The organism is Hymenobacter rigui (assembly GCF_003944715.1).
In the GTDB taxonomy this organism is placed as follows: Bacteria; Bacteroidota; Bacteroidia; order Cytophagales; family Hymenobacteraceae; genus Hymenobacter; species Hymenobacter rigui.
The window spans coordinates 582,505-608,749 of the sequence record NZ_RWIT01000001.1 but is presented as its reverse complement, the minus strand read 5'-3'; the positions used below and the strand labels follow the sequence as shown (position 1 = coordinate 608,749).

Genomic DNA, 26,245 nt, shown 5'->3' with positions numbered 1-26,245 from the left:
TTTAGAAATTGAGGCCGCCTTCGCGGGCTCCTTCTGCCAATGATTTTACGCGGCCGTGGTAGAGGTAACCGGAACGGTCAAATACCACTTTCGAAATTCCTTTTCCTGTAGCACGGGCAGCAAGTTCTTTGCCGACTGCGGCAGCGAGGGCGACTCCGTTGCCCCCTTCCACCGATACGTGCTTCGAGGAAGCAGACGCCAGCGTGTGACCGGTCGTGTCGTCAATAATCTGAGCATAAATGCCCGTATTGCTGCGGAACACCGACAAACGTGGACGCTCGGACGTGCCAGCCACCTTAGTGCGGATGATGCGCTGGATCCGTTTTCTTCTAGTTGCTTTATCGAAAGCCATGGTGTGATGTTATTTCGAAGCCGTTTTACCAGCCTTACGACGAATCTGCTCACCCACGAAGCGCACGCCTTTGCCTTTGTAGGGCTCAACTTTGCGCAACGAGCGAATTTTGGCAGCCACTTGACCCAGCAGTTGCTTGTCAATGCTGGTCAGCGTAACGATAGGGTTTTTACCTTTCTCCGTTACAGCTGTAGCCGTTACTTCTTTCGGCAGCGACAGGAAGATGTTGTGCGAGTAGCCCAGCGACAATTCCAGCGTAGTGCCGGCCATCGAAGCTTTGTAACCTACACCTACCAGCTCCAGCTTCACTTCCTGACCGTTGCTCACGCCATTGATGGCGTTGTTGAGCAGCGAGCGGTACAGGCCGTGCATGGCTTTGTGGCGCTTCTGTTCGGTGGGGCGGGTCACTACCAGCTGACCGTCTTCGGTTGCTACGGTAATGTCGCGGTCAACCGGAACCGTCAGAGTGCCTTTCGGACCCTTCACGGTAACCGTGTTTTCGTTGCTCACTTCAACCTGCACGTTGCTGGGCAGGCTGATGGGCAGTTTACCAATGCGTGACATAGTCTCGTTTTCCTTTCAGATTAGTAGACGTAGCACAGCACTTCGCCGCCCACGTTCTCGGCTTTCGCCTCTTTCTCGGTCATCACGCCTTTCGACGTCGACAGGATTGCAATACCCAGACCGCTGAGTACACGGGGAAGGTTCTCCACGTGAGCGTAGGTACGCAGACCAGGCGAGCTGATGCGCTCCAGCTTCGTGATGGCGGGCTTTTTAGTAGCCGGGTTGTACTTCAGCGCGATTTTAATCGTGCCCTGTACCGCGGCATCATCAAACCGGTAGCTCTGAATGTAGCCCTTTTTATAGAGCACTTTCGTAATCTCCTTTTTGATGTTGCTGGCCGGGATTTCTACCACCCGGTGATTTGCCTTGATGGCATTGCGTACCCGGGTCAGGTAGTCGGCAATTGGATCTGTGTTCATTCGATTATGAAAATGAAGCGCCCATTTTTAGGGAGCCGCAAAGATATGAAAATTTCGCCGCCACGGAAAGAGGCGACGAAATTTTCGGTTAAGACTACTCAACTCGGCTTTTGAGGGCTCGGCTGATGGTTTCTTTTGGCAACCTGCCAAGTAACAATGCCTTACAGAAAGCTCTGTGTTGGCAGGAAGAACAGTGGGATTACCAGCTGGACTTGGTTACGCCGGGGATTTTGCCGGCGAGAGCCATTTCGCGGAAACGTACGCGGCTGATGCCGAACTTACGCATATAACCACGGGGACGGCCGTCGATTTTGTCGCGGTTGTGCAGACGCACAGGCGACGCATTGCGCGGCAGTTTGTCCAGGCCTTCAAAGTCGCCAGCCTCTTTCAGAGCCTTGCGCTTCTCAGCGTAACGGGCTACGGTAGCAATACGCTTCCGCTCCCGTGCTTTCATTGATTCCTTAGCCATTGTTCTGTTTCTTGGCGTTAGCGAAAGGCATTCCGAAAGCGCGGAGCAGCTCGTAGCTCTGCTCGTCGTTCTCAGCCGTCGTTACGAAGGTAATATCCATACCGGCAATCGACTTGATTTTGTCAATCGAAATTTCCGGGAAGATGATTTGCTCTTTGATGCCCAGGGTATAGTTACCGCGGCCATCGAAGCCTTTGTCGTTGATGCCTTTGAAGTCACGAACACGGGGCAGAGCCACGGTCAGCAGACGGTCAAGGAATTCATACATCTGCTCACCGCGCAGGGTAACGCGGGCGCCGATGGGCATACCTTCACGCAACTTGAAGTTCGAAACCGAACGCTTGGCGATGGTTGGAACAGCTTTCTGACCGGTGATGATGGTCAACTCATCAACACCGTTGTCAACCAGCTTCTTGTCAGCTACAGCAGCACCAATACCGCGGTTAATGCAGATCTTGGTGATGCGCGGTACCTGCATGATGCTCTTGAACTGGAATTTCTCCTGGAGCGCCGGTACTACTTCTTTCTGATATTTTTCTTTCAGTCGAGCCATGGTCGTAGAGCGGATTAGGCGTTAGCCGAGTCTACGCGCTTCACGTTGCTCACGTGAATCGGTGCCTCGATCTTGGTGATGCCGCCCTGGGGGTTCTTAGCACTGGGTTTGTTGTGCTTAGTAGCCAGGTTCAGGCCTTCCACGATAACACGCTGCGTCGAACGGTTCACCGATTTGATAACACCGGTTTTACCTTTCTCGTCGCCGGCAATCACCAGAACGGTGTCACCGGTTTTCACGTGCAGTTTCGCGGGCGTTGCTTTGGTTTTCGTTGCCATTGCTTAGAGAACTTCAGGAGCCAGCGAAACAATCTTCATGAACTGCTTTTCACGCAGTTCGCGGGCCACTGGGCCGAAGATGCGGGTACCGCGGGGCTCGTCGTTATTGTTGAGCAGTACGGCAGCGTTGTCGTCGAAGCGGATGTACGAACCGTCTTTGCGGCGTACTTCCTTCTTCGTGCGAACAACTACTGCTTTCGAAACTGCGCCTTTTTTAGCGTTGCCGGAAGGAATAGCCGATTTGATGGCTACTACAATCTTATCGCCTACGCTGGCGTATTTCTTGCCCGTGCCACCGAGGACACGGATGCAGAGAACTTCTTTGGCGCCGCTGTTATCAGCGACGGTCAGACGGGATTCTTGCTGTATCATCTTACTTGGCGCGTTCTACAATTTCTACCAGTCTCCACCGCTTGTTCTTGCTCAGAGGACGGGTCGACATGATGCGAACCGTATCCCCTTCGCCACATTCGTTGTTCTCGTCGTGAGCCATAAATTTGGTCGACTTGGTAACGAATTTGCCGTAGATCGGGTGTTTCATTTTGCTTTCTACCATCACCGTAATGGACTTGTCCATTTTCGAGGAGGTAACGCGCCCGATGATTTCTTTGCGCAGGTTCCGCTCAACGGCGGTAGTGCCTTGCTGTTCTTCGTTGCTTGCCATCGTTAGTTAGCAGTGTTAGTAGCCTGCTCGTTCTCGCGACGCTTCAACTCGGTCAGCAGACGGGCGACATTTTTGCGGGCTTGCTTCAGACGGAGGGGGTTCTCCAAAGGCGAAATGGCGTGCGCAAAGCGCATGGTCTGGCCGTTGGTCTGCTCCGACTTAATCTGGTTTTTGAGGTCCTCCAGGGAGAGGGCGCGGATTTCTGCGTTCTTCATCTTTTACTTGCTTTCTACGTAGTCGCGACGAACAACAAAAGAGGTCCGAACTGGCAGTTTCTGCGCAGCCAGACGCAGCGACTCCTGCGCTACTTCCAGGGAAACCCCATCCGATTCGAACATGATGGTGCCGGGCTTCACACAGGCTACCCAATACTCGGGCGAACCTTTACCCTTACCCATCCGCACTTCAGCGGGCTTCTTGGTGATTGGCTTATCAGGGAAGATGCGGATCCAAACTTGACCTTCGCGTTTCATGGCGCGGGTCATGGCAATACGAGCCGCCTCAATCTGGCGAGCCGTAATCCACGCTTGTTCCAGCGACTTGATAGCGAACGAACCGAAGTCAATGGAGCTGCCGCGGTGGGCTAAGCCATGCACGCGACCCTTTTGCATCTTGCGATACTTGGTCCTTTTCGGTTGTAACATGAGTTATCTTGAATTAAAATTCGAGAGAAAAGAAAAGGACTAGCGACGGGGAGCACCTGCGCCCTGACCGCCACGGTTCTGGCCACCCTGGCCACCGCGACGCTGTCCGCCACCTTGGCCACCACGGTTGTCACCGCCACGGCCTTCGCCACCCCGGTCATTCCGGTCGCGACGCGGGCCACGGTCACCACCACGGTCACCACGCTCACCGCGTGGGCCACGGTCGTTGCGGCTGTCGCCACCCTGACCACCCGCAGGCTGCTGGTTAGGGGAGAGGTCGGGCTTGCCGAATACCTCACCACGCATAACCCACACCTTGATGCCGATTTTGCCATATACCGTCTGAGCTTCCGACAGAGCATAGTCGATGTCAGCGCGCAGGGTATGCAGCGGAGTGCGTCCTTCTTTGTACTGCTCGGAACGAGCAATTTCAGCACCGCCCAAACGGCCACCGCACTGGATTTTGATGCCTTCGGCACCAACGCGCAGAGCAGCCTGGATAGCCATTTTCATGGCCCGGCGGAACGAGATACGTGCTTGCAGCTGCTGAGCAATGCTCTCACCTACCAGTTTCGCGTCGAGTTCCGGGCGCTTAATTTCGAAGATGTTGATCTGAACGTCTTTGCCAGTGATCTGCTTCAGCTCGTCTTTGATCTTATCAACTTCCTGACCGCCTTTACCGATTACCACACCCGGACGAGCCGTGTTGATGGTGATGGTTACACGCTTCAGGGTACGCTCGATTACGATGCGGCTGATGCCACCTTTCGGGATACGAGCGTTGATGTATTTGCGGATTTTCTCGTCCTCAACCAGTTTGTCGGCAAAGTCCTTGCCGCCGTACCAGTTCGAGTCCCATCCTTTGATGACGCCCAGACGGAAGCCAACCGGATTTACTTTCTGTCCCATAGTGCTTATGCGGTGGCTTCTGCCGTGGTTTCAGTGGATTTTTTAGCCGAGCTGCGACGGGTCGATTTTTTCGGAGCCTCGTCAACACCCGTGGCAGCTGATTTAGTTTCGGCAGCTTGCTTAGCGGCAGCTTTGCTACCGAGGGGCTCCACTTTCGAATCGATGATCAGCGTCACGTGGTTGCTGCGCTTGCGGATGCGGTGGCCACGACCCTGGGGGGCAGGGCGCAGGCGCTTCAGCATACGGCCTTCGTCCACGAAAATCTCTTTGATATAGAGGTTAGCATCTTCGATGCGCTCATCCTCGTTTTTCTGCTGCCAGTTGGCCAGGGCCGACAGGAGCAGTTTTTCGATTTTAGGAGCACCCGAGTTAGCCTCGAATTTCAGCAGGCCCAGAGCACGAGTCACTTTCTGACCGCGTACCAGGTTGGCCACCAAGCGCATTTTGCGCGGCGAGGTGGGCACGTTCCGGAGTTTAGCTACTGCTTCCATGATTAGCGCTTGCCTTTATCTTTCTTGGCGATATGGCCGCGGAAGTTACGGGTCGGGGCAAACTCACCGAGTTTGTGTCCTACCATGTTCTCCGTTACATACACCGGGATGAACTTATTGCCGTTGTGCACAGCGAAGGTGTGGCCAACGAAATCAGGCGAAATCATCGAGCGGCGCGACCAGGTCTTCACCACCGACTTTTTGCCGGATTCGTCCATTGCCGATACTTTCTTCTCGAGCCGGAAGTCAATGTACGGCCCTTTTTTTAGTGAACGTGCCATTGCTTATTTCTTGCCTTTCCGGCTTACGATCAGGTTCTCGGAATACTTATTCTTGTTACGGGTCTTCTGGCCTTTCGAGAAGATACCGTTACGGCTGCGTGGGTGACCACCCGACGACTTGCCTTCACCACCACCCATGGGGTGATCCACGGGGTTCATGGCTACACCACGAACACGGGGGCGACGGCCCAACCAACGGTTACGACCGGCTTTGCCGAGGCGCACGTTCATGTGGTCGCCATTGGAAACAGTACCAACCGTGGCCATGCAGGTAACGAGTACCATGCGCATTTCGCCGGAAGGCAGTTTCAGGGTGGCGTACTTGTCTTCGCGGGCTACCAGCTGAGCGTAGGTACCAGCCGAGCGGGCCATTGCAGCACCATTACCGGGCATCAGCTCGATGTTGTGCACAATGGTACCCAGCGGAATCTCGCGCAGGGGCAGGGAGTTGCCTACTTCCGGAGCTACGCCCGAACCCGACACTACCGAAGCACCTACGGCCAGGCCGGCAGGAGCAATGATGTAGCGCTTCTCACCATCGGCGTACTGCAGCAAAGCAATACGGGCGGTGCGGTTAGGATCGTACTCAATCGTCTTCACCGTGGCCGGAACGCCGGCTTTGTCACGCTTGAAGTCGATGATACGGTACTTGGCTTTGTGACCACCGCCGATGTAGCGGTTGGACATTTTGCCCGAGTTGTTACGGCCACCGGAGTTTTTCAGGGGTGCCAACAGCGACTTCTCCGGCGTCGACGCGGTAATCTCGTCGAAGGCCGGGGCGATGCGGAAGCGCTGACCCGGTGATGTTGGTCTTAGTTTTTTGAGTGCCATTACTCTTGCTTAGGAAAAAATTCTTGGCGGGAAGGCAGGCTTACAGCGTGCTGTAGAAGTCGATTACGTCGCCTTCTTTCACGGTCACGATGGCTTTTTTGCCATGCGGACGACGGCCGGAAACGGCGCCGCCTTTCGTGAACTTCGATTTCACTTTACCGATGGTGCGGATGGTGCTGATGCCCGTTACCGTTACCCCGTACAGTTGCTCAATCTCTTTCTTGATCTGAACCTTGTTGGCGTCGATAGCCACTTCGAAAGCGTACTGGCTTTTCTCGTTCAGACCCGTAGCCTTTTCAGTTACGATGGGTTTCTTCAGGATGCTCATTACTCAGCAGTGGTATAGAGTTGTTCCAGTGCGTTCAACCCATCTTCCGACAGCAGCAGGGTGTCGGTGTTCAGCAGATCGTGGGTGTTTAGAGCTACGGGGGTAGCTACGCTCACGCGCTGAATGTTGCGGGCCGACAAAACTACGTTCTTGTCAACCGAACCAGTTACCAGCAGGGTCTTGCGGCCGTTGTTCAGCTTCAGACTAGCCAGAATGGCGGCAAACTCTTTGGTTTTGGGGGTCGACAGGGAAATGTTTTCCACTACCGATACCTTGCCGTCTTTGGCCAGTGCCGACAGAGCCGACAGACGAGCCAGACGCTTGGTTTTCTTGTTCAGCTTGAAGCCGTAGTCGCGGGGCTGAGGACCGAAAATACGGCCACCACCTACGAATACACCTGACTTCATAGAGCCGGCACGAGCTCCACCAGTACCTTTTTGCTTTTTCAGCTTCTTGGTGGTGCCGTGTACTTCGTTGCGCTGCTTCGACTTGTGCGTGCCCTGGCGCTGGTTGGCCAAGTACTGCTTAACGTCGAGGTACATCACGTGCTCGTTCGGCTCCAAGCCGAAGATGGCGTCGGACAGGGTAACCTTACGGCCGGTGTCCTCGCCTTTGATGTTGATTACTGACAGTTCCATCTTGCTAGCTTATTTTTCCAGGACCACGAAAGAGTTCTTGGCACCGGGAACCGAGCCGCTCACCACGATGAGGTTTTTGTCGGCTACAATGCGCATCACCTTCAGGTTCTGCACTTTCACACGGTCGTTGCCCATGCGGCCACCCATGCGCATTCCTTTGAATACGCGCGAAGGCCAGGAGCAGGCACCGATAGAACCGGGGTGACGGCCGCGGTTGTGCTGACCGTGAGTCTGGCCACCAACACCAGCGAAGTTGTAACGCTTTACAACGCCCTGGAAGCCTTTACCTTTGGAGGTACCTACTACGTCAACGAATTCGCCTTCTTCGAAAAGGGTAGCGTCGATGGTAGCGCCGGCAGCGAAGCTGCTGGTCTCGTCGGTGCGGAACTCAACGAGTTTTTTCTTGGGGGTGGTTCCGGCTTTAGCGAAGTGACCAGCCAGTGCTTTGGTGGTGTTCTTCGCCTTTTTCTCGCCGTAGCCGAGCTGGATGGCCGTGTAGCCGTCCGTTTCGATGGTCTTAACCTGCGTCACTACGCACGGACCCGCTTCGATGAGCGTGCAGGGAATGTTCTTCCCGTCCGGAGTGAAGAGGCTTGTCATACCGATTTTTTTACCGATGATGCCAGGCATTCGATTGGGGTTTTAGAAAAAGACACACTTGAAAACGCCCAAGTGGCGTTTTCGGAAATGGAGTGCAAAGCTAGGAAATTGTTAGGTCATAATCTAACTACCTCCCGAAATATTTTAAGAGCTAGATAGTTAGCTCCTCGCTGCACGCTTACAACCGAAGACAATACGGTGTATTTACCAGAGTATAAAGCCGAATGCCAGCCGGTATGCGTACCAACTGGCATTTGTTTACCCAATTTTACAGGAGGTCTATACCGGCCGCCACTCCCCTTCCGGCTGCGGAACCGGCTTCTGGCCTTCCAACGCCAGCAAGATGAAAAACAGCGCATACCCCAATCCTATCTGCGTTTCCAGCGTGTATTCAACCAGAAAGGAAAGTGTGACGATAACGTACTGCGCCAACAGCAGTGGTGCGTACCGGGGCCATACACTCAGGCCCGCGTAGTAGAAGCCGACGATAAACACTACCAAGCCAATCAACCCGAAGGCCACCGCTGAGAACAGAAACTGGTTGTGCGGCTGGATATAGAAATTCGGACGAATATTGGGATAGTCGCGCTGGTACCGTAGGGCCATTTCCGGTTCAATATCGGCGCGGCCTACGCCAAACCACGGGTTATCCTTCACCACTTCCAGCGCCACTTTATAGGAGTACACCCGGCCAACCAAGGAGTAATTGTTGGCGGAAGCTGTATTATCCACCTGGCCCATGTCCTCCCGGGTGTTGGCTGATTTATTCCGTAGCGTCGGAAACAGTGAGTAGCTCACGGCCGGAACAAAAACCAACCCAGCAGCCAGCAGCAGCGCCTGCTGATACTGCCGCGTCCGGAAAACCAGCCACAGCAGTGCCACTACAGCCATAACGTATAGCGTGACGAGCCCGCTGCGTACGGCCAGCAGGTGCTGGTAGAAAGCCAGACAGATGACAAGGGCCCATAATCCCATGGCTCCTTTTCCCACTACGCTCCGGTGGGCCAACAGGCAGACACCAGCGGCTACGGAAAGCGTGACCAAAAGGCTGAAACGTATGTGGTCCGGCTCGGTGGGCATTACTTTGGAGCGCAGGTACATCTCGTTGATCTGGTCGAAATGCAGTAGATAGTTGCCTGTGCTTAACAAGGCTGCCAGCGCTGTTGTACCAATCAGCAGCAGCCACAGAAACCGCAGGTTACGCGTCGGCAATGGCGGCAGCAGCCAGAATGCCAGGGGCAGGACGAGGAATGGCAGTTGTAATACCAAATCCCGAATGTACTCCCCTATCCTGGCGGAGGAAGTAAGGACCCCGGCGCTGGCGTGGACCAGAAAAATCAGCAGGAACGGAAGGTAGTTGCTTCGGTTAGTGCGCTGGTAATGTTGGCCGTGCAGCAGGAAGCAGGTAAGCCCCGTAGCCGCCATACCAATCATGCCGATGCTGGGCAGCACCCGAAAAAAGCTACTGGTGAATAAGCCCACGATGGTGCAGGCACTGAAAAAAGTGGCTGCGACCAACAGCCGGGGAATAGTCAATTCGGACCTTAACGAAAATGCCATGAAATGGAGTAAGGAGCCTACTGGACGGCGGTGCTACGTAACGTCGGCCGGAAGCTCCACGGTACAACGAGCCTTTACTTAAGGGACAAGTTGCATCAATAAAAACAGAAAACGCTCCACCGGTTCCGAAGAACCAGTGGAGCGTTTGTCTTACCTATCGGTTGAAATCAGTCCTCAGACTTTGATTTCAACGTCAACGCCGCTGGGCAGTTCCAGCTTCATCAGGGCATCTACCGTCTTCGACGAAGTCGAGTAGATGTCCACGAGGCGCTTGTAGGTGCAGAGCTGGAATTGCTCACGCGACTTCTTGTTCACGTGGGGCGAACGAAGAACGGTGAATTTTTCCTTGTCGGTCGGCAATGGAATGGGGCCGCTTACGATAGCGCCCGTGGCCTTTACCGCCTTCACAATCTTCTCCGACGATTTGTCCACCAAGTTGTGGTCGTAGGATTTGAGTTTGATGCGAATTTTCTGGTTCATGTCTTTGAATGAAAGCGGTATTAGCGAATGGCGTTACCCTTTTGCTTAGCAATGATGCCTTCGGCCAAGTTAGCAGGCACTTGGTCGTAGTGCGAGAACGTCAGCGAGGCGGAAGCACGGCCCGAAGAGATGGTACGCAGCGACGTTACGTAGCCGAACAGCTCCGACAGCGGAACGTCAGCCTTGATAACGTTGGCACCACCTTTCGTGTCCATACCTTTCATGATGCCACGACGACGGTTCAGGTCACCCGTTACCGAGCCGGTGTACTCGTCCGGCGAAACAACTTCTACAGCCATGATCGGCTCGAGCAGTTTTGGACCAGCTTGCTTACCAGCTTCACGGAAACCACCACGGGCAGCGAGTTCGAACGACAGGGCGTCCGAGTCAACGTCGTGGTACGAACCGAAGAACAGACGCACGCGCATGCCTTCGATGGGGAAGCCCGCCAGCGGACCGTTCTTCATGGCTTCTTCGAAACCTTTCTGAACCGGCGCAATGAATTCGCGGGGGATAACACCACCCGTGATGTCGTTTACGAACTCCAGACCGGGTTTCTCCGGATCGGTCAGTTTCGGACCGAGTTCGAATACGATGTCACCGAATTTACCACGACCACCCGTCTGCTTCTTGTAGGTCTCACGGTGTTCAACCGTTTTGGTGAGAACCTCTTTGTAAGCTACCTGGGGAGCACCCTGGTTGATTTCAACCTTGAACTCACGACGCATCCGGTCGATGATAATTTCAAGGTGAAGCTCACCCATGCCTTTCAGTACCGTCTGGCCCGTCTCGGGGTCCGTCTGCACTACCAGGGTGGGATCTTCTTCTACCAGTTTGGCAATAGCCATACCCATTTTATCAACGTCGGCCTGAGTTTTGGGCTCAATGGCGTAGCCGATTACGGGCTCGGGGAAGCTCATCGACTCCAGTACCACGCGCGACTTCTCGTCGGTCAGCGTATCACCGGTTTTGATGTCTTTGAAACCCACGCCGGCAGCAATGTCACCAGCCTGGATTTTGTCGATGGGGTTCTGCTTGTTGGAGTGCATCTGCATCAGGCGCGAGATACGCTCCTTCTTGTTCGTGCGGTTGTTATGCACGTACGAACCAGCGTCGAGCTGACCGCTGTAGCAGCGGAAGAAGCACAGACGACCTACGAAGGGGTCGGTAGCAATTTTGAACGCCAGAGCGGTAAAGGGCTCCGAGTTGTCAGGGTGACGCTCTACTTCCTCGCCGGTGTCGGGGTTGGTACCGATGATGGCGGGCATGTCCAGCGGCGAAGGCAGGTAAGCCATTACCGCGTCCAGCATAGCCTGAACACCTTTGTTCTTGAAGGCCGAGCCGCACATTACGGGCGAGAACTTCATGTCGATAACCGCTTTGCGGATTACCGTCATCATTTCCTCACGGGTAATGGAGTCCGGATCGTCGAAGAATTTCTCCATCAACGTGTCATCGTACTCGGCTACGCTTTCCACGAGCTTCTCACGCCACTCGGCTACCGTGTCCACGAGGTCTTCGGGAACCGGAACTTCCTTGTAGGTTTTGCCCTGGGTGGCGTCGTCCCACACGATGGCTTTGCCAGTCAGCAGGTCAACTACACCTTTGAAAGTATCTTCAGCGCCAATCGGAATCTGCAGAGGCACGGGGTTAGCACCCAGCTTGTCTTTGATTTCGTTTACGGCTTTGAAGAAGTCAGCGCCGGCACGGTCCATCTTGTTGACGAAGCAGATGCGGGGCACTTTGTATTTGTCAGCCTGACGCCATACGGTTTCCGACTGCGGCTCAACGCCCGAAACGGCGCAGAACAGAGCTACGGCACCGTCCAGTACACGCAGGGAGCGTTCCACCTCTACGGTGAAGTCCACGTGACCGGGGGTATCGATCAGGTTGATTTTGTATTGCTTGGTCTCCGGAGTCGGGTCGCCCTGTACGGTCGGGTAGTTCCAGAAGGTAGTAGTAGCAGCCGACGTGATGGTGATACCACGCTCCTGCTCCTGCTCCATCCAGTCCATCGTGGCAGCACCTTCGTGCACCTCCCCGATTTTGTGGGTTTTACCGGTATAGTAGAGAATGCGCTCCGACGTGGTGGTCTTACCGGCGTCGATGTGCGCCATAATCCCGATGTTCCGGAGGTATTGCAGATCTTGATTAACAGCCATTGCTTTTGTTGTGACGTAGGAAGTTTCGTAGTTGAGCTGGCAGAACGCGAAAAATGCATTTCGCATTCCAGCCGCGCCAAACTTCTAGTCTTCCTGCTGGTCTGATTAGAAGCGGAAGTGCGAGAAAGCCTTGTTGGCTTCTGCCATCCGGTGCGTGTCGTCTTTTTTCTTTACGGCAGCACCTTCACCTTTGGCGGCGGCAATGATTTCGCCAGCCAGCTTGTCTTTCATGGTTTTCTCACCACGACGACGAGCATATTGAATCAGCCACTTCGAGCCAACAGCAATACGACGGTCCGGACGAACCTCGGTGGGCACCTGGAAGGTAGCACCACCTACGCGGCGGCTTTTCACCTCCACGGTCGGCATTACGTTGTTCAGGGCCTTACGCCACATTTCCAGGCCGCTTTCTTTGGTGCGCTGCTCAACCAGTTCGCAGGCATCGTAGAAAATGGTGTAGGCCAGGTTTTTCTTCCCGTCGTACATCATGTAGTTGACGAAACGGGTTACCAGCGTCTCCTTGAACTTAGGGTCGGGCAGGAGAATACGCTTTTTTGGTTTTGACTTTCTCATGGGTGTAGAAATGAGCGACGGACAGCAGGCAACAGGCTAAGAACCATTTGCTAGCCGGCGCCGGGCGCTGCCGCCCTCGGTTTCACTTATTTTTTCTTGCCGGGAGCTGGTTTGCCGCCTTTGCCAGCTGCTGCAGCCTGGCCGGGCTTCGGACGCTTAGCGCCGTATTTCGAGCGACGCTGCAGACGGCCGTTTACGCCGGCGGTGTCAAGAGCGCCACGGATGATGTGGTAACGTACGCCGGGAAGGTCTTTCACACGGCCACCACGGATCAGCACGATGCTGTGCTCCTGCAGGTTGTGGCCTTCACCGGGGATGTAGGCGTTAACTTCTTTGCCGTTGGTGAGGCGCACACGGGCCACTTTACGCATAGCCGAGTTCGGCTTCTTAGGCGTGGTGGTGTACACACGGGTGCAAACGCCACGGCGCTGCGGGCACGAATCCAGAGCCGGCGACTTCGACTTAGTCGTCAGCTTCTCGCGGCCTTTTCGTACTAACTGGTTGATGGTAGGCATCTACGGTAGGTTTTGTCAAGGAGGGTTCTCTCCCAAAAATTAGGCTTGCAAAGGTAGGTAAGTTGGCGGCAAATAGCAAACAGGTTGAATTAGTTAATTTTAGAGTGCTCCCATGCCCGCCAACCTGCCCTCTCCCACCGGCTCATGAAGCTGATTCGGCTGGTAATGCCAAGCGGCCACTCACCGGCAGCGCCGCAGTGCATTCATTCAGCAGGTTTTGCACTCAACGCAGAAGCGGCTTCTATCTTCCCGATAAAAGCCGCTCCATGTGCTGTATTATTCCGAGGTTTTATGCCTCTCCCATCTTTCCGCCGAAGCCCATCGGGTACAATGGCCCGTCGGTGGGTTGCTCTTTGATGGTACCGTTGGCCTGCTCGAACCGTTCGATGTTCTCATTCAGGGCGGCTACCAGCCGCTTGGCGTGCTCCGGCGTGAGGATGATGCGGGATTTAACCTTGGCTTTGGGCAAACCGGGCATCAGCCGAATGAAGTCAATCACAAACTCGCTGTTGCTGTGGGCAATCATGGCGAGGTTGGCGTACTCGCCCTCGGCAATTTCCTCCGACAGCTCAATGCTGATGGCGTTGGGGTCTTGGGGCTGGATGGTTTCGGGCGTGTTTTCGGGTTGGGTTACTTGGGCCATAAAGTAGGGCAGAATGTGGCGCCGCCAAGCAGCGCATGAAGTTGCAAATACGAATAAAAGAAAAAGCCGGCCGGGTTTCCCCAGCCGGCTTCTCTTATTTACTCCGATTCAGATTACTCCGAAACCGACTCGCGACGCGAGGCGCGGGCGCCACGCTTGGCGGGAGCAGGCGTCTCGTCGGCTTTGGCAGCCTGAGCGGCTTCCAGCTCTTCCTTCGAGCCCACAATCTGACGCGTGTACTCGCGCAGACCGGTACCAGCCGGGATGAGGTGACCTACGATTACGTTCTCCTTCAGGCCCAGCAGCTCGTCGGCCTTGCCACGGATGGCAGCTTCCGACAGCACCTTGGTCGTTTCCTGGAAGGATGCGGCCGAGATGAACGACTGGGTACCCAGCGAAGCCTGGGTGATACCCTGCAGCGTGGGGCGAGATACGGCCGGCTGAGCGTCGCGTACTTCTACCAGTTGCAAGTCGCGGCGGCGCAGGCTGCTGTTCTCGTCGCGCAGGCGACGAGCCGTTACAATCTGGCCGGGCTTCAGGTTCGACGAGTCGCCGGCATTCGTTACCACCTTCATGTCGATGATGGTATCGTTTTCCTCCATGAAGATAATCTTGTCGATTACCTGGTGCTCTAGGAAGGTCGTGTCGCCGGCATCGAGGATAACCACTTTCTGCATCATCTGGCGAACTACCACCTCGATGTGCTTATCGTTGATTTTCACACCCTGCAAGCGGTATACTTCCTGAATCTCGTTCACGAGGTATTCCTGCACCGCGCCGGGTCCCTGAATGTTCAGGATATCGGACGGGGTAATGGCACCATCGGACAGCGGCGAGCCAGCGCGGATGAAGTCGTTGTCCTGCACGAGGATGTGCTTGGACAGCGGCACCATGTACTTCTTCTTCACGCCGTCTTTCGACTCCACGAAGATTTCACGGTTACCACGCTTCACCGTACCGTAGGTTACTACACCGTCGATTTCGGCCACAACGGCCGGGTTCGAGGGGTTACGGGCTTCGAAGAGTTCCGTAACACGGGGCAGACCACCGGTAATGTCGCGGGTTTTGCCCACGGCACGCGGAATCTTAGCCAGGATCTGACCAGCCTTGATTTTCTCGCCGTTCTCCACGTTCAAGTGAGAACCCACCGGAATGGAGTAGCCTTTCGAACCTTCCATGTCGCCCTTTTTGCCGGGGCGCACGATGATGGCCGGGTTTTGGTCCTTGGCCTTCGATTCGATAATCACTTTCTCGCGGTGACCGGTCTGTTCGTCCGACTCCTCGCGGTAGGTGATGCCTTCGGTGATGGCGTCGTACTGAACGGTACCATCAAACTCGGCCAGAATAACGGCGTTGTAGGGGTCCCAGTTGTTCAGCTCCTGGCCTTTCTCTACTTCCTGACCTTCGTTTACGAGCAGGAATGAGCCATACGGTACGTGGTTCGAGATGAACACCTTGCCGGTGCCTTTCTCCACGATGCGAATCTCGCCCGAGCGACCCATCACTACTTTCACCGGCTCGCCATCGGCGTTGGCGGTTTCCACAGTGCGGATGTCTTCGAACTCAATTACACCAGCGAACTTGGCGCGCAGGCTGGCTTCAACGGCAATGTTGGAAGCCGTACCACCTACGTGGAAGGTACGCAGGGTCAGCTGGGTGCCGGGTTCACCGATCGACTGAGCAGCAATTACGCCTACAGCCTCCCCTTTCTGTACCATGCGGCCCGACGACAGGTTACGGCCATAGCACTTACCGCAGATACCACGCTTGCTTTCGCACGTCAGTACCGAGCGGATTTCCACCGATTCGATGCTGGTTGCATCGATACGACGGGTTACCTCCTCGGTGATTTCCTCACCGGCGGGCAGAATCACTTCGTCCGTCAGCGGGTCCACGATGTCGTGAACGGCTACGCGGCCCAGGATACGCTCGGCCAGGGGCTCTACGACGTCCTCGTTGTCTTTCAGCGCGAAGGTTTCGATGCCACGGAGGGTACCGCAGTCTACTTCGTTCACGATTACGTCCTGCGACACGTCTACCAGACGACGGGTCAGGTAGCCGGCGTCAGCCGTCTTCAGAGCCGTGTCAGCCAGACCTTTACGAGCACCGTGGGTCGAGATGAAGTACTCGATTACGTCGAGGCCTTCTTTGAAGTTCGACAGAATCGGGTTTTCGATAATCTCACCTACCGAACCCTGCAGCGACTTCTGCGGCTTGGCCATCAGACCCCGCATACCGCCGAGCTGACGGATCTGCTCGCGCGAACCACGGGCCCCGGAGTGCATCATCATGTAAATCGAGTTGAAGCCTTGGTTCTCCTTCTCGAGGCGACCCATGAGGGTTTCAGTGATTTGGTTGTTGATGCGGGTCCAGATGTCGATAACCTGGTTGTAACGCTCGTTGTCCGTAATCAGACCCATCTGGTAGTTCTGGGTTACGGCTTTCACGTCGGCTTGCGCCTGCGCTACGAGGATATCTTTCTCGGCGGGGATGTTGATGTCGCCCAGACCCATCGACAGACCACCTTTGTAAGCCGACTGGAAACCCAGCGTCTTGATGTCGTCGAGGAACTGCGCGGTGCGGGCCATGCCGGTCCGCTTGAACACCATCGAAATGATTTGCTGCAGCTTCTTCTTGGTCAGTAGCTCATCCACGAAACCTACCTCAACCGGCACCAGCTGGTTGAACAGTACGCGGCCGGCTACCGTCTCGATGATTTTCGTGACGAGGTTATCATCCTCGTCACGAACCTGCGTGCGCACCTTGATATAGGCGTGCTTCGACAGCTGACCTTCGTTCAGAGCAATTACAACTTCCTCATCCGAGTAGAACATGCGGCCTTCGCCCTGGATCTGCTCGTCTTCGGTGCTGCGCTTGCCTTTGGTCACGTAGTACAGCCCGAGTACCATGTCCTGCGACGGTACCGCAATGGGTGCGCCGTTGGCCGGGTTCAGGATGTTGTGCGAGGCCAGCATGAGCATGGAGGCTTCCAGAATAGCAGCCGGCCCGAGGGGCACGTGCACAGCCATCTGGTCACCGTCAAAGTCAGCGTTGAAGGCCGTACAAACGAGCGGGTGCAGTTGGATAGCTTTGCCCTCGATGAGGCGGGGCTGGAACGCCTGGATACCCAGACGGTGAAGCGTAGGGGCCCGGTTCAGGAGCACTGGGTGGCCTTTCAGCACATTTTCCAGGATGTCCCATACCACGGCGTCCTTGCGGTCCACAATCTTCTTGGCCGACTTTACCGTTTTCACGATGCCGCGCTCGATGAGCTTGCGGATGATGAACGGCTTGAACAGCTCGGCGGCCATGTTCTTGGGCAGGCCGCACTCGTGCAGTTTCAGCTCGGGGCCTACCACGATAACCGAACGACCGGAGTAGTCGACACGCTTACCGAGCAGGTTCTGACGGAAGCGGCCCTGCTTGCCTTTCAGCATATCGGACAGCGACTTCAGGGCGCGGTTGCCTTCGGCGCGCACGGCATTCACCTTACGCGAGTTGTCGAACAGGGAGTCAACGGCTTCCTGTAGCATGCGCTTCTCGTTCCGCAGAATCACCTCGGGAGCCTTGATTTCGATCAGGCGCTTGAGGCGGTTGTTGCGGATGATGACGCGACGGTACAGGTCGTTCAGGTCGGAAGTAGCGAAACGGCCACCATCCAGCGGAACGAGGGGACGCAGCTCCGGCGGAATAACGGGCACCATGCGGATGACCATCCACTCGGGCTTGTTTTCCACGCGGGTAGCGGCGTCACGGAAAGCTTCTACTACACGCAGACGCTTCAAGGCCTCAGCTTTACGCTGCTGCGAAGTTTCGTGAGCGGCAGAGTCACGCAGCGAGTAGCTCAGCTCGTCCAGGTTGATGCGCTCCAGCAGGAGTTGCAGGGCATCGGCACCCATGCGGGCGATGAACTTGTTGGGGTCCTCGTTCGGCAGCATCTGGTTCTCGCGGGGGAGCTTGTCGATGATGTCGAGGTATTCATCTTCGGTGAGGAAGTCGAGCTGCTGCACGCCTTCTTCGCCCAGTACGCCCGGCTGTACTACTACATACCGCTCGTAATAGATGATTTGATCGAGCTTCTTGGTGGGCAGGCCCAGCAGGTAGCCGATTTTATTGGGCAGGGACTTGAAGTACCAGATGTGCGCTACGGGCACCACCAGTTCGATGTGGCCCATCCGCTCCCGACGTACTTTCTTCTCGGTCACCTCCACGCCGCAACGGTCGCAGATGATGCCTTTGTAACGAATCCGCTTGTATTTGCCGCAGTGGCATTCCCAGTCCTTCACGGGACCGAAAATCCGCTCGCAAAACAGGCCGCCCATCTCGGGCTTGTACGTCCGGTAGTTGATCGTCTCGGGCTTTACTACTTCACCGTTCGACCGCTCCAGAATGGATTCGGGCGAGGCCAGCGAAATGGTAACTTTCGAGAAGTCCTGTACCAGTTTCTTGTTTTTTGCAAACGCCATGTAGGGTAGCTGTTGTTAGCTGGTGGCTTGTTTTCTGTCCGTTGGCTCTGCCCCTCTTAAGAGAGGTCAGAAAGAACGTAACAGTTCGACTCTGCGAAAAGTGCTCTGCGGGTCGGATAGGTACGCCGCGCAGTAGTTCTTCGCCAGGTCTGGTATGCGGGTGGCTCAGCGAGCTGAACCGGTTTGCGGCGTTGGCTGTCGGCGTTGATGTCGTTCTGACCTTATCTCGGAACGACACCGACGGCTTCAACTGCAGTACTCTATTATGAGAAGACTTGAAAAGTGGCTGCCGATACTTGCGCATCAGCAGCCACTTCTTTCAAACCTTAGTCAAGCGTGATTTCCAGGGCCAGACCACGCAACTCGTGAATGAGTACGTTGAATGACTCAGGGATATTCGGCTTGGGCAGTACGTCGCCTTTTACAATGGCTTCGTACGCTTTGGCACGACCTACCACGTCATCCGACTTCACGGTGAGGATTTCCTGCAGTACGTTGGACGCCCCGAAGGCCTCCAGCGCCCACACTTCCATCTCACCAAAGCGCTGACCACCGAACTGCGCTTTACCACCCAGCGGCTGCTGCGTGATGAGCGAGTACGGCCCGATGGAACGGGCGTGCATCTTGTCGTCAACCAAGTGACCGAGCTTGAGCATGTAAATCACGCCCACGGTTACCGGCTGATCGAAGCGCTGACCCGTCAGACCGTCGTGCAGGTAAGCACGGCCGAAGTGCGGCAGCCCGGCTTCCGCCAGTTCTTTCGATACTTCCTCTTCGGTAGCACCGTCGAAAATGGGGGTAGCGTAGGTGCGGCCCAGCTTCAGGCCGGCCCAGCCCAGTACGGTCTCGTAAATCTGACCGATGTTCATCCGGCTCGGTACACCAAGCGGGTTGAGTACGATGTCCATCGGGGTGCCGTCGGGCAGGAAGGGCATGTCCTCGTCGCGCACGATGCGGGCTACTACCCCTTTGTTACCGTGACGACCGGCCATCTTGTCACCTACCTTCAGCTTGCGCTTCTTGGCGATGTACACTTTGGCCAGCTGTACGATACCGGCGGGCAGCTCGTCGCCAACCTCCAGCGTAAACCGGTCACGCTTGAAGCGGGCCGTGATGGTGTTGCGCTTCTTGGTGTAGTTTTTCACCAGTTCCAGCACCATACCATTCACGCGGGCATCGGCGGTCCAATTTTCCAGAATGAGGTCTTTGAACATGTTCACCTCTTCCGGCACGGCGTAGTTGCTCTCATCCTTGTAGGGGTTCTTCTCGGGGAAGAGGGCATCAGAGATGTTCTTCTTGCCGAATTTGGCCCCTTTGGTCAGGATTTCGTCGCCGAACTTGTGCTTTACGCCCTGTGAGGTTTTGCCTTCCAGCAAATCCACCAGCTTCTCGATCATCACTGCCTTAATACCACGCAGTTCACGGGCATAAGACTCCTTCAGCTCCTCTACTTCCTTCTTCGACTTGGCCCGCAGGTTTTTGTCTTTCTTCGGACGCGAGAACAGCTTGGTGCCGATTACCACCCCGTTCAGGGACGGTGGCGCCTTAAGTGAGGCATCCTTCACATCGCCGGCTTTGTCGCCGAAGATGGCACGGAGCAGCTTCTCTTCCGGGGTCGGGTCGGTTTCGCCCTTAGGCGTAATCTTACCGATGAGGATGTCGCCTTCGCGCACCTCAGCACCCAGACGAATGATGCCGTTGTCGTCGAGGTTACGCACGGCTTCTTCGCTCACGTTCGGAATTTCCGATGTCAGCTCTTCTTCGCCACGCTTGGTCTCGCGCACTTCCAGCTCAAACTCCTCAATGTGAATCGAGGTGAAGATGTCGTCGCGAACTACACGCTCCGAAATAACAATAGCATCTTCGAAGTTGTAGCCTTGCCACGGCATGAAAGCCACCTGCATGTTGCGGCCCAGAGCCAGCTCACCTTTGTTCGTGCCGTAGCCTTCGCACAGGGGCTGTCCTTTGCTCACCCGCTCACCCTTCTTCACGATGGGGGTAAGGTTGATGCAGGTATCCTGGTTGGTACGACGGAACTTGATCAGGTCGTACGAAATCTTCTCAGCGTCGAAGCTTACGAGGATGTCGTCGGCCGTCAGATCGTACTTCACCACAATCTTATTGGCGTCTACGTAGTCAATCACGCCCTCACCTTCGGCAACTACCAGGGTGCGGGAGTCAATGGCCACGCGGCCTTCCAGACCAGTACCTACGATGGGCGCTTCAGCGCGCAGCAGCGGTACGGCCTGACGTTGCATGTTCGAACCCATCAGGGCACGGTTGGCGTCATCGTGCTCCAGGAATGGAATCAGCGAAGCAGCCACCGATACAATCTGGTTCGGAGCAACGTCCATGTAGCTGTATTCATCGGGACCAACCACGGGGAAGTCACCTTCGAAACGGCCTTTTACCAAGTCGTTGATGAAGTTACCTTCCTCATCGATGCGGGCGTTGGCCTGCGCAATGTGGTGGGTATCTTCTTCTTCGGCAGTCAGGTATTTCACGTTTTCCGTGGTGTCTACCTTGCCGTTTTCTACCGTGCGGTAGGGCGTCTCGATGAAGCCCATCGAGTTAACCCGGGCGTGCACGCACAGCGACGAAATTAGACCGATGTTCGGGCCTTCCGGCGTTTCGATAGTGCAGAGGCGGCCGTAGTGCGTATAGTGAACGTCACGTACTTCAAAACCAGCCCGCTCCCGCGACAGACCTCCCGGCCCCAGAGCCGATACGCGACGCTTGTGCGTCACCTCGGCCAGCGGGTTGGTCTGGTCCATGAACTGCGACAACTGGTTGGTGCCGAAGAACGAATTGATAACAGACGACAGCGTCCGGGCGTTGATCAGGTCAACCGGCTTGAAGTCCTCGTTATCACGCACGTTCATGCGCTCCTTGATAGTACGCGCCATCCGGGCCAGACCTACGCCGAACTGGGCGTAGAGCTGCTCACCCACGGTGCGCACCCGGCGGTTGCTCAAGTGGTCAATGTCATCGACAATGGCCTTCGAGTTGATCAAGCCAATCAGGTATTTCACAATGAGAACAATGTCCTCGTTGGTCAGTACACGGGCGTCCCAACCGGTGTCAATACCCAGCTTCTTATTGATACGGTAGCGGCCTACGTCCCCAAGGTCGTAGCGCTTATCCGAGAAGAACAGCTTCTGGATGATGTCGCGGGCCGTCTCTTCGTCGGGAGCCTCCGTGTTCCGGAGTTGACGATAGATTTGCTCCACGGCTTCTTTCTCCGAGTTGGAGTTGTCCTTCTGCAGCGTGTTGTAAATAATTGCGTAGTCGGCAATGTTTACGTTCTCGCGGTGCAGAATCACCGACTTGGCCCCGGCGTTCAGGATCGTGTCGATGTCCTCCTCTTCGATGGTAGAGTCGCGCTCCAGCAGTACCTCGTTCCGGTCGATGGACACCACTTCCCCGGTGTCCTCGTCCACGAAGTCTTCCGTCCAAGTGCGTAGCACCCGGGCGGCCAGCTTGCGGCCAACGGCTTTTTTGAGGTTCTTTTTATCGGCCTTCACTTCCTCCGACAGCCCGAACAGGTCGAGGATGTCCTTGTCGGTGCCGTAACCGATGGCGCGCAGCAGCGTAGTAACCGGAAACTTCTTCTTCCGGTCGATGTACGCGTACATCACGTTATTCACGTCCGTGGCAAACTCAATCCACGAGCCTTTGAACGGAATGATACGGGCCGAATACAGCTTGGTACCGTTCGTGTGCTTGCTCTGGGCGAAGAATACGCCCGGCGAGCGATGCAGCTGCGATACGATAACGCGCTCAGCGCCGTTGATAACGAACGAGCCCTTTTCGGTCATGTAAGGAATGTTCCCGAGGAACACTTCCTGCTCAATCGTTTCGAAATCCTCGTTGTCCGAGTCATTGCAGACCAGGCGCAACTTGGCTTTCAGCGGAACCGAGTACGTGAGGCCGCGGTCGATGCACTCGTCAACCGAGTACTTGGGCGGGTCAACGTGGTAATCGAGGAAGGTCAGCACGAAGTTTTCGCGCGAGTCCGAAATCGGAAAGTTCTCGGCGAATACTTTGAACAGGCCCTCATCGGTACGGTTCTCAGCAGCCGTTTCCAACTGGAAGAAATCCATGAACGAGCGAACCTGCACGTCCAGGAAATCCGGATACTCAATAACCTTTTTAATCTTGGCGAAGTTGATCCGCTCGTCAGCAGCTTGCAGCTTTTGCAGACCTGACTGTGCTTTCGGTGTAGCCAATGTATGTGGGGTTAGGAAATGGACACTGGGAGAATCCAGAACAGGATGGCCGCAAAGCCGCCATCTTGAGAGATGTTAAGGGAAGTAACGGGCGCACGAAAGCGCAAAGCAGAACCTTGCGCTTGGGGCGTCCGTAGGCACGAAAAGCCGCAAAGCGGCGTGCAAACGAACTTCCTATTAGTTTGTTGCCTACAAACAGGAAAAGACCTGGCTTAGTTGCCAGGCCTCTCCCTTATTTGCTGGTTTTAAGAGCAGGCAGCAGAAACTACTTGATTTCTACTTCAGCGCCGGCTTCTTCCAGTTGCTTCTTCAGGCCTTCAGCCTCGTCTTTGGCAACACCTTCTTTCAGGGCTTTAGGAGCACCGTCAACCAGTTCTTTGGCTTCTTTCAGGCCCAGACCGGTCAGGTCTTTCACCAGTTTCACCACAGCCAGTTTGCCAGCACCAGCCGACTTCAGGATTACGTCGAACGAGGTTTTCTCCTCAGGAGCGTCAGCAGCAGCACCAGCACCACCAGCAACCATTACGGGAGCAGCAGCAGCAGGCTCGATGCCATACTCGTCTTTCAGGATAGTAGCCAGTTCGTTTACTTCTTTTACCGTCAGGCTAACGAGCTGCTCGGCGAATGCTTTCAAATCTGCCATTTCTGTAGATTGTTAAAAAGGGGGTTGTTGAAGGAAATTGAAAGTGAAAAAGATGAGCAGCGGTTAGCCTGCAACCTCTTCTTTCTCGGAAAGCGTTTTGAGGATACCAGCCAGTTTGCTGCCGCCGCTCGACAGAGCAGAGATAACATTCTTGGCGGGCGACTGGAGCAGACCGATAACGTCACCGATAAGCTCGTTTTTGCCTTTCAGCGTGCTCAGGCTAGCCAGCTGGTTAGCGCCGATGTAGATGCCAGCATCTACGTAAGCACCTTTCAGAGCGGGCTTAGGCTCTACGTTCTTGCCGTAGTTCTGCGACTTGTAGAAGTCTTGCAGCAGTTTGGCAGGAGCGTTACCCGACTCTTTCGAGAACAGGATGCCCGATTGACCTTTCAGCGCAGCGTCCATCTCAGCGGTATCGGCACCTAGGGTATCGAGAGCTTTGCGGATGAACGTGTTTTTGTACACTTTGAACTCCAGGCCGCGCGTAAAGCACAGGCGACGGAATTCGTTGATTTTCGCCACCGACATTCCCGAAGCATCGGCAATGTAGAACGCGTTGTGCGATTGGAACTTCTCGCTCAACTCGTCGACGAGGGCTTGTTTGTCTTCCCGGATCATATCGTCGTGTTGATTAAAATTAGGCGGAAGTTACCGTGGTGTCAACCGGAACGGCGGGCGACATCGTGCTCGAAAGCGTGATGCTCTTGATGTAGGTACCTTTAGCCGACGAAGGCTTCAGACGGATCAGCGTCTGGATAACCTCGATGGCATTCTCAGCCAGCTTCTGGTCATCGAACGACACTTTACCAACCGAGCAGTGGATGATACCGGTTTTGTCAACTTTGAAGTCGATTTTACCAGCTTTCACTTCCTGCACAGCCTTGGCTACATCCGTGGTTACGGTGCCCGACTTGGGGTTCGGCATCAGGCCACGGGGACCCAGTACGCGGCCCAGACGGCCAACCTTGGCCATTACCGACGGCATCGTGATGATTACGTCGATATCGGTCCAGCCTTTTTCGATCTTGGCGATGTAGTCATCCAGACCAACGTAGTCGGCACCCGCTGCAGTAGCTTCGGCCTCTTTGTCGGCGGTAACCAGGGCCAGAACGCGAACCGTTTTACCGGTGCCGTGGGGCAGCGTAGCTACGCCACGTACCATCTGGTCAGCTTTGCGGGGGTCTACACCCAGACGAACATCGATGTCAACGGAAGCGTCAAACTTGGTATAGGTGATGTCCTTTACCACTTTAGCAGCTTCCACCAAGTTCCGAACTTCGGTCAGGTCGTGCTTGGCAAGGGCTTCCTTGCGCTTTTTGCTAATCTTTGCCATGTGTCTTCTCCGTTGTTAATTATTCAGCAAAGGGAGAAGTACCCGAGATGGTGATGCCCATGCTGCGAGCCGTACCAGCCACCTGCTTCATAGCCGACTCTACCTTGAAGGCATTGAGGTCCGGCATTTTCGTCTCGGCGATGGTGCGCACTTGGTCCCATGATACCGACCCTACCTTGTTACGGTTCGGCTCTTTCGAGCCGCTCTGGAGCTTGGCTGCTTCCATGAGCAGAACCGGCACCGGAGGAGTCTTCACCACGAAGTCAAACGACTTGTCGGTGTACATGGTGATGAGTACAGGACAAACTTGGCCGGCCTTATCCTGGGTCCGCGCATTGAACTGCTTGCAGAACTCCATGATGTTAAGGCCTTTGCTACCAAGTGCAGGTCCAACCGGCGGCGCAGGGTTTGCGGCGCCTCCCTTTATCTGAAGCTTCAGATAACCTCTGATTTCTTTGGCCATTTGGTTTAAAAGGCTTCGGGTTTCTACGGTAACACGTAGTAGCCCTCAGATGAAAATTGCTCCAAAAGTGGAAGCACCACCGGTCCGGAGCGGATAACCGGTGACGTTGTTATGGCAGTTATACTTCCTTCTCGACCTGCGTGTAGCTAAGCTCCATGGGAGTGCTACGGCCGAAAATTTTCACGATAACGTTCAGTTTCTTCCGTTCCTCGAATACTTCGGACACCGTGCCCGACATACCCGCGAAACCACCGTCCACAATCTTTACCAGTTCACCTACCACGAATGGAGTTTCCAGCGTAGCTGCCTGCTCCTCCACTTCATCTACAATCCCAAGGATGCGGTTTACTTCGGAAATGTGCAGGGGAACAGGTTTGGTATTCTGGTTGGCGGCTTTGCCTTCCTTGTCGCTGAGGAAACCAATTACGCCAGGCGTGCTGGTGATAATGTGGTCTACTTCCCCGTGAGTCAGGTCGGCGTGAATAATGATGTAGCCAGGGTACAGGTTACGCTCACGCACGCGCTTCTTACCGTTGCGCATTTCGAATACCTTCTCTACCGGAATCAGTACCTGCGGTACCAAATCAGAAAGACCATGACGGCCAATTTCCGTTTCCAGATAGGTTTTGGCTTTTTTCTCCTGTCCGCTAACCGAGCGAACTACGTACCATTTCAACTCACCCATTGTCGTCGAATATCTCCCGATTAACGGACTGAGTTATAAAATGCTTCTAGGCTTTCCTTGAAAGCCACGTCCAGCACGCCTACCACGGCAGCAAACAACAAAGAACCAATCAGCACCAGGCCGGCGCTTTTCTGCAGTTCCTCCAGCGAAGGCCACGTTACTTTGTAACGCATCTCCTCGGATGTCTCCTGAAAGTATCTGGTTAGCTTGCTCATGATAGAAAGCACCGGTTTGGGGTGTAAAACTACGGCTGCCGAAGCAGCCGTAGTTTTTTTGTGGCACGGGCGGAGAGATTCGAACTCCCATCAAAGGTTTTGGAGACCTCTATTCTACCCTTGAACTACGCCCGTGTATGCGTCCCAGCCAGTCAAGGTGCTGGATTGGGACTGCAAATGTATGGAACTCTTTACACAAAACAAATCCGCCCCCGAAATTTTCGGAGGCGGATCTGTATTATTTCAACGGCAGTTGG

General features: G+C 55.1%; 29 protein-coding genes, 1 tRNA gene and 2 pseudogenes. All 32 read right to left on the bottom strand.

Translation table 11 applies throughout. From position 1 onward, the window contains the following. Position 1: 1 nt before the first annotated feature. Positions 2–352, bottom strand: coding sequence for a 50S ribosomal protein L18 (rplR, locus tag EI291_RS02520; RefSeq protein ID WP_044003239.1), 351 nt, complete (start codon positions 350–352; stop codon positions 2–4). A gap of 9 nt (positions 353–361) precedes the next feature. After that, positions 362–916 carry a 50S ribosomal protein L6 gene (rplF, locus tag EI291_RS02515; protein ID WP_125417673.1) on the bottom strand — a complete coding sequence of 185 codons (555 nt, stop codon included), beginning with the start codon at positions 914–916 and terminating at the stop codon, positions 362–364. A 20-nt stretch (positions 917–936) separates the two neighbouring features. Continuing rightward, positions 937–1,335, bottom strand: coding sequence for a 30S ribosomal protein S8 (gene rpsH / locus EI291_RS02510; protein WP_044003241.1), 399 nt, complete (start codon positions 1,333–1,335; stop codon positions 937–939). 199 nt (positions 1,336–1,534) lie between these two features. Further along, on the bottom strand, positions 1,535–1,804 hold the full coding sequence (gene rpsN, locus EI291_RS02505) for a 30S ribosomal protein S14 (protein WP_044003242.1): 270 nt from the start codon (positions 1,802–1,804) through the stop codon (positions 1,535–1,537). Beyond that, entirely contained in the window at positions 1,797–2,357 is a 561-nt protein-coding gene (rplE, locus tag EI291_RS02500) for a 50S ribosomal protein L5 (RefSeq protein WP_125417672.1), read from the bottom strand. The genes rpsN and rplE overlap by 8 nt, the downstream gene beginning before the upstream one ends. Before the next feature lie 29 nt (positions 2,358–2,386). Then, positions 2,387–2,635 (bottom strand): annotated as a pseudogene (gene rplX / locus EI291_RS02495) (50S ribosomal protein L24); the annotation flags it as partial. A gap of 3 nt (positions 2,636–2,638) precedes the next feature. Then, positions 2,639–3,007 (bottom strand): 50S ribosomal protein L14, encoded by a 369-nt coding sequence (gene rplN, locus EI291_RS02490; protein WP_110976717.1) that lies wholly within the window; start codon positions 3,005–3,007, stop codon positions 2,639–2,641. Between the two features lies 1 nt (position 3,008). Next, positions 3,009–3,299: a 30S ribosomal protein S17 gene (gene rpsQ / locus EI291_RS02485; RefSeq protein ID WP_125417670.1), complete on the bottom strand. Its 291-nt coding sequence runs from the start codon at positions 3,297–3,299 to the stop codon at positions 3,009–3,011. A 2-nt stretch (positions 3,300–3,301) separates the two neighbouring features. Continuing rightward, the gene (gene rpmC, locus EI291_RS02480; protein ID WP_125417669.1) at positions 3,302–3,514 is read right to left on the bottom strand and encodes a 50S ribosomal protein L29; all 213 of its coding nucleotides are present in this window, start codon (positions 3,512–3,514) and stop codon (positions 3,302–3,304) included. Between the two features lie 3 nt (positions 3,515–3,517). Next, the gene (rplP, locus tag EI291_RS02475; RefSeq protein WP_125417668.1) at positions 3,518–3,943 is read right to left on the bottom strand and encodes a 50S ribosomal protein L16; all 426 of its coding nucleotides are present in this window, start codon (positions 3,941–3,943) and stop codon (positions 3,518–3,520) included. Positions 3,944–3,982: 39 nt separating this feature from the next. Then, positions 3,983–4,852, bottom strand: coding sequence for a 30S ribosomal protein S3 (gene rpsC, locus EI291_RS02470; protein WP_125417667.1), 870 nt, complete (start codon positions 4,850–4,852; stop codon positions 3,983–3,985). Between the two features lie 5 nt (positions 4,853–4,857). Then, entirely contained in the window at positions 4,858–5,343 is a 486-nt protein-coding gene (rplV, locus tag EI291_RS02465) for a 50S ribosomal protein L22 (protein ID WP_125417666.1), read from the bottom strand. A 2-nt stretch (positions 5,344–5,345) separates the two neighbouring features. Next, on the bottom strand, positions 5,346–5,624 hold the full coding sequence (rpsS, locus tag EI291_RS02460; protein WP_110976712.1) for a 30S ribosomal protein S19: 279 nt from the start codon (positions 5,622–5,624) through the stop codon (positions 5,346–5,348). A gap of 75 nt (positions 5,625–5,699) precedes the next feature. After that, positions 5,700–6,455 (bottom strand): annotated as a pseudogene (rplB, locus tag EI291_RS02455) (50S ribosomal protein L2); the annotation flags it as partial. 40 nt (positions 6,456–6,495) lie between these two features. Then, a complete protein-coding gene (gene rplW, locus EI291_RS02450) occupies positions 6,496–6,783 on the bottom strand; it encodes a 50S ribosomal protein L23 (RefSeq protein ID WP_125417664.1) in 288 nt (95 codons plus the stop codon). After that, positions 6,783–7,421: a 50S ribosomal protein L4 gene (rplD, locus tag EI291_RS02445; protein ID WP_125417663.1), complete on the bottom strand. Its 639-nt coding sequence runs from the start codon at positions 7,419–7,421 to the stop codon at positions 6,783–6,785. The genes rplW and rplD overlap by 1 nt, the downstream gene beginning before the upstream one ends. A 9-nt stretch (positions 7,422–7,430) precedes the next feature. Further along, positions 7,431–8,051 carry a 50S ribosomal protein L3 gene (rplC, locus tag EI291_RS02440; RefSeq protein ID WP_125417662.1) on the bottom strand — a complete coding sequence of 207 codons (621 nt, stop codon included), beginning with the start codon at positions 8,049–8,051 and terminating at the stop codon, positions 7,431–7,433. A 249-nt stretch (positions 8,052–8,300) separates the two neighbouring features. Continuing rightward, the gene (locus EI291_RS02435) at positions 8,301–9,581 is read right to left on the bottom strand and encodes an O-antigen ligase family protein (protein WP_125417661.1); all 1,281 of its coding nucleotides are present in this window, start codon (positions 9,579–9,581) and stop codon (positions 8,301–8,303) included. Between the two features lie 174 nt (positions 9,582–9,755). Continuing rightward, on the bottom strand, positions 9,756–10,061 hold the full coding sequence (gene rpsJ, locus EI291_RS02430) for a 30S ribosomal protein S10 (RefSeq protein WP_022822123.1): 306 nt from the start codon (positions 10,059–10,061) through the stop codon (positions 9,756–9,758). A gap of 20 nt (positions 10,062–10,081) precedes the next feature. Then, on the bottom strand, positions 10,082–12,223 hold the full coding sequence (fusA, locus tag EI291_RS02425; protein WP_125417660.1) for an elongation factor G: 2,142 nt from the start codon (positions 12,221–12,223) through the stop codon (positions 10,082–10,084). 105 nt (positions 12,224–12,328) lie between these two features. After that, positions 12,329–12,796: a 30S ribosomal protein S7 gene (gene rpsG / locus EI291_RS02420; protein ID WP_110976705.1), complete on the bottom strand. Its 468-nt coding sequence runs from the start codon at positions 12,794–12,796 to the stop codon at positions 12,329–12,331. A gap of 86 nt (positions 12,797–12,882) precedes the next feature. After that, positions 12,883–13,311 carry a 30S ribosomal protein S12 gene (gene rpsL, locus EI291_RS02415; protein ID WP_045688446.1) on the bottom strand — a complete coding sequence of 143 codons (429 nt, stop codon included), beginning with the start codon at positions 13,309–13,311 and terminating at the stop codon, positions 12,883–12,885. Positions 13,312–13,600: 289 nt separating this feature from the next. Further along, complete coding sequence (locus EI291_RS02410; RefSeq protein WP_125417659.1) at positions 13,601–13,954, bottom strand: DUF3467 domain-containing protein; 354 nt, start codon at positions 13,952–13,954, stop codon at positions 13,601–13,603. A 113-nt stretch (positions 13,955–14,067) separates the two neighbouring features. Then, on the bottom strand, positions 14,068–18,420 hold the full coding sequence (gene rpoC / locus EI291_RS02405; protein WP_125417658.1) for a DNA-directed RNA polymerase subunit beta': 4,353 nt from the start codon (positions 18,418–18,420) through the stop codon (positions 14,068–14,070). Positions 18,421–18,746: 326 nt separating this feature from the next. After that, entirely contained in the window at positions 18,747–22,622 is a 3,876-nt protein-coding gene (rpoB, locus tag EI291_RS02400; protein ID WP_205701561.1) for a DNA-directed RNA polymerase subunit beta, read from the bottom strand. Between the two features lie 292 nt (positions 22,623–22,914). Further along, positions 22,915–23,292, bottom strand: coding sequence for a 50S ribosomal protein L7/L12 (gene rplL / locus EI291_RS02395; RefSeq protein ID WP_125417657.1), 378 nt, complete (start codon positions 23,290–23,292; stop codon positions 22,915–22,917). Between the two features lie 63 nt (positions 23,293–23,355). Further along, positions 23,356–23,910 (bottom strand): 50S ribosomal protein L10, encoded by a 555-nt coding sequence (gene rplJ, locus EI291_RS02390; protein WP_125417656.1) that lies wholly within the window; start codon positions 23,908–23,910, stop codon positions 23,356–23,358. Positions 23,911–23,929: 19 nt separating this feature from the next. Then, positions 23,930–24,625 (bottom strand): 50S ribosomal protein L1, encoded by a 696-nt coding sequence (rplA, locus tag EI291_RS02385; protein WP_073281270.1) that lies wholly within the window; start codon positions 24,623–24,625, stop codon positions 23,930–23,932. 19 nt (positions 24,626–24,644) lie between these two features. After that, positions 24,645–25,088, bottom strand: coding sequence for a 50S ribosomal protein L11 (gene rplK, locus EI291_RS02380; RefSeq protein WP_125417655.1), 444 nt, complete (start codon positions 25,086–25,088; stop codon positions 24,645–24,647). Between the two features lie 118 nt (positions 25,089–25,206). Beyond that, a complete protein-coding gene (gene nusG, locus EI291_RS02375; RefSeq protein ID WP_125417654.1) occupies positions 25,207–25,773 on the bottom strand; it encodes a transcription termination/antitermination protein NusG in 567 nt (188 codons plus the stop codon). Positions 25,774–25,793: 20 nt separating this feature from the next. Continuing rightward, positions 25,794–25,988: a preprotein translocase subunit SecE gene (gene secE / locus EI291_RS02370; protein WP_125417653.1), complete on the bottom strand. Its 195-nt coding sequence runs from the start codon at positions 25,986–25,988 to the stop codon at positions 25,794–25,796. Positions 25,989–26,049: 61 nt separating this feature from the next. Continuing rightward, positions 26,050–26,123 (bottom strand) — tRNA-Trp (locus tag EI291_RS02365). Positions 26,124–26,245: the final 122 nt, after the last annotated feature.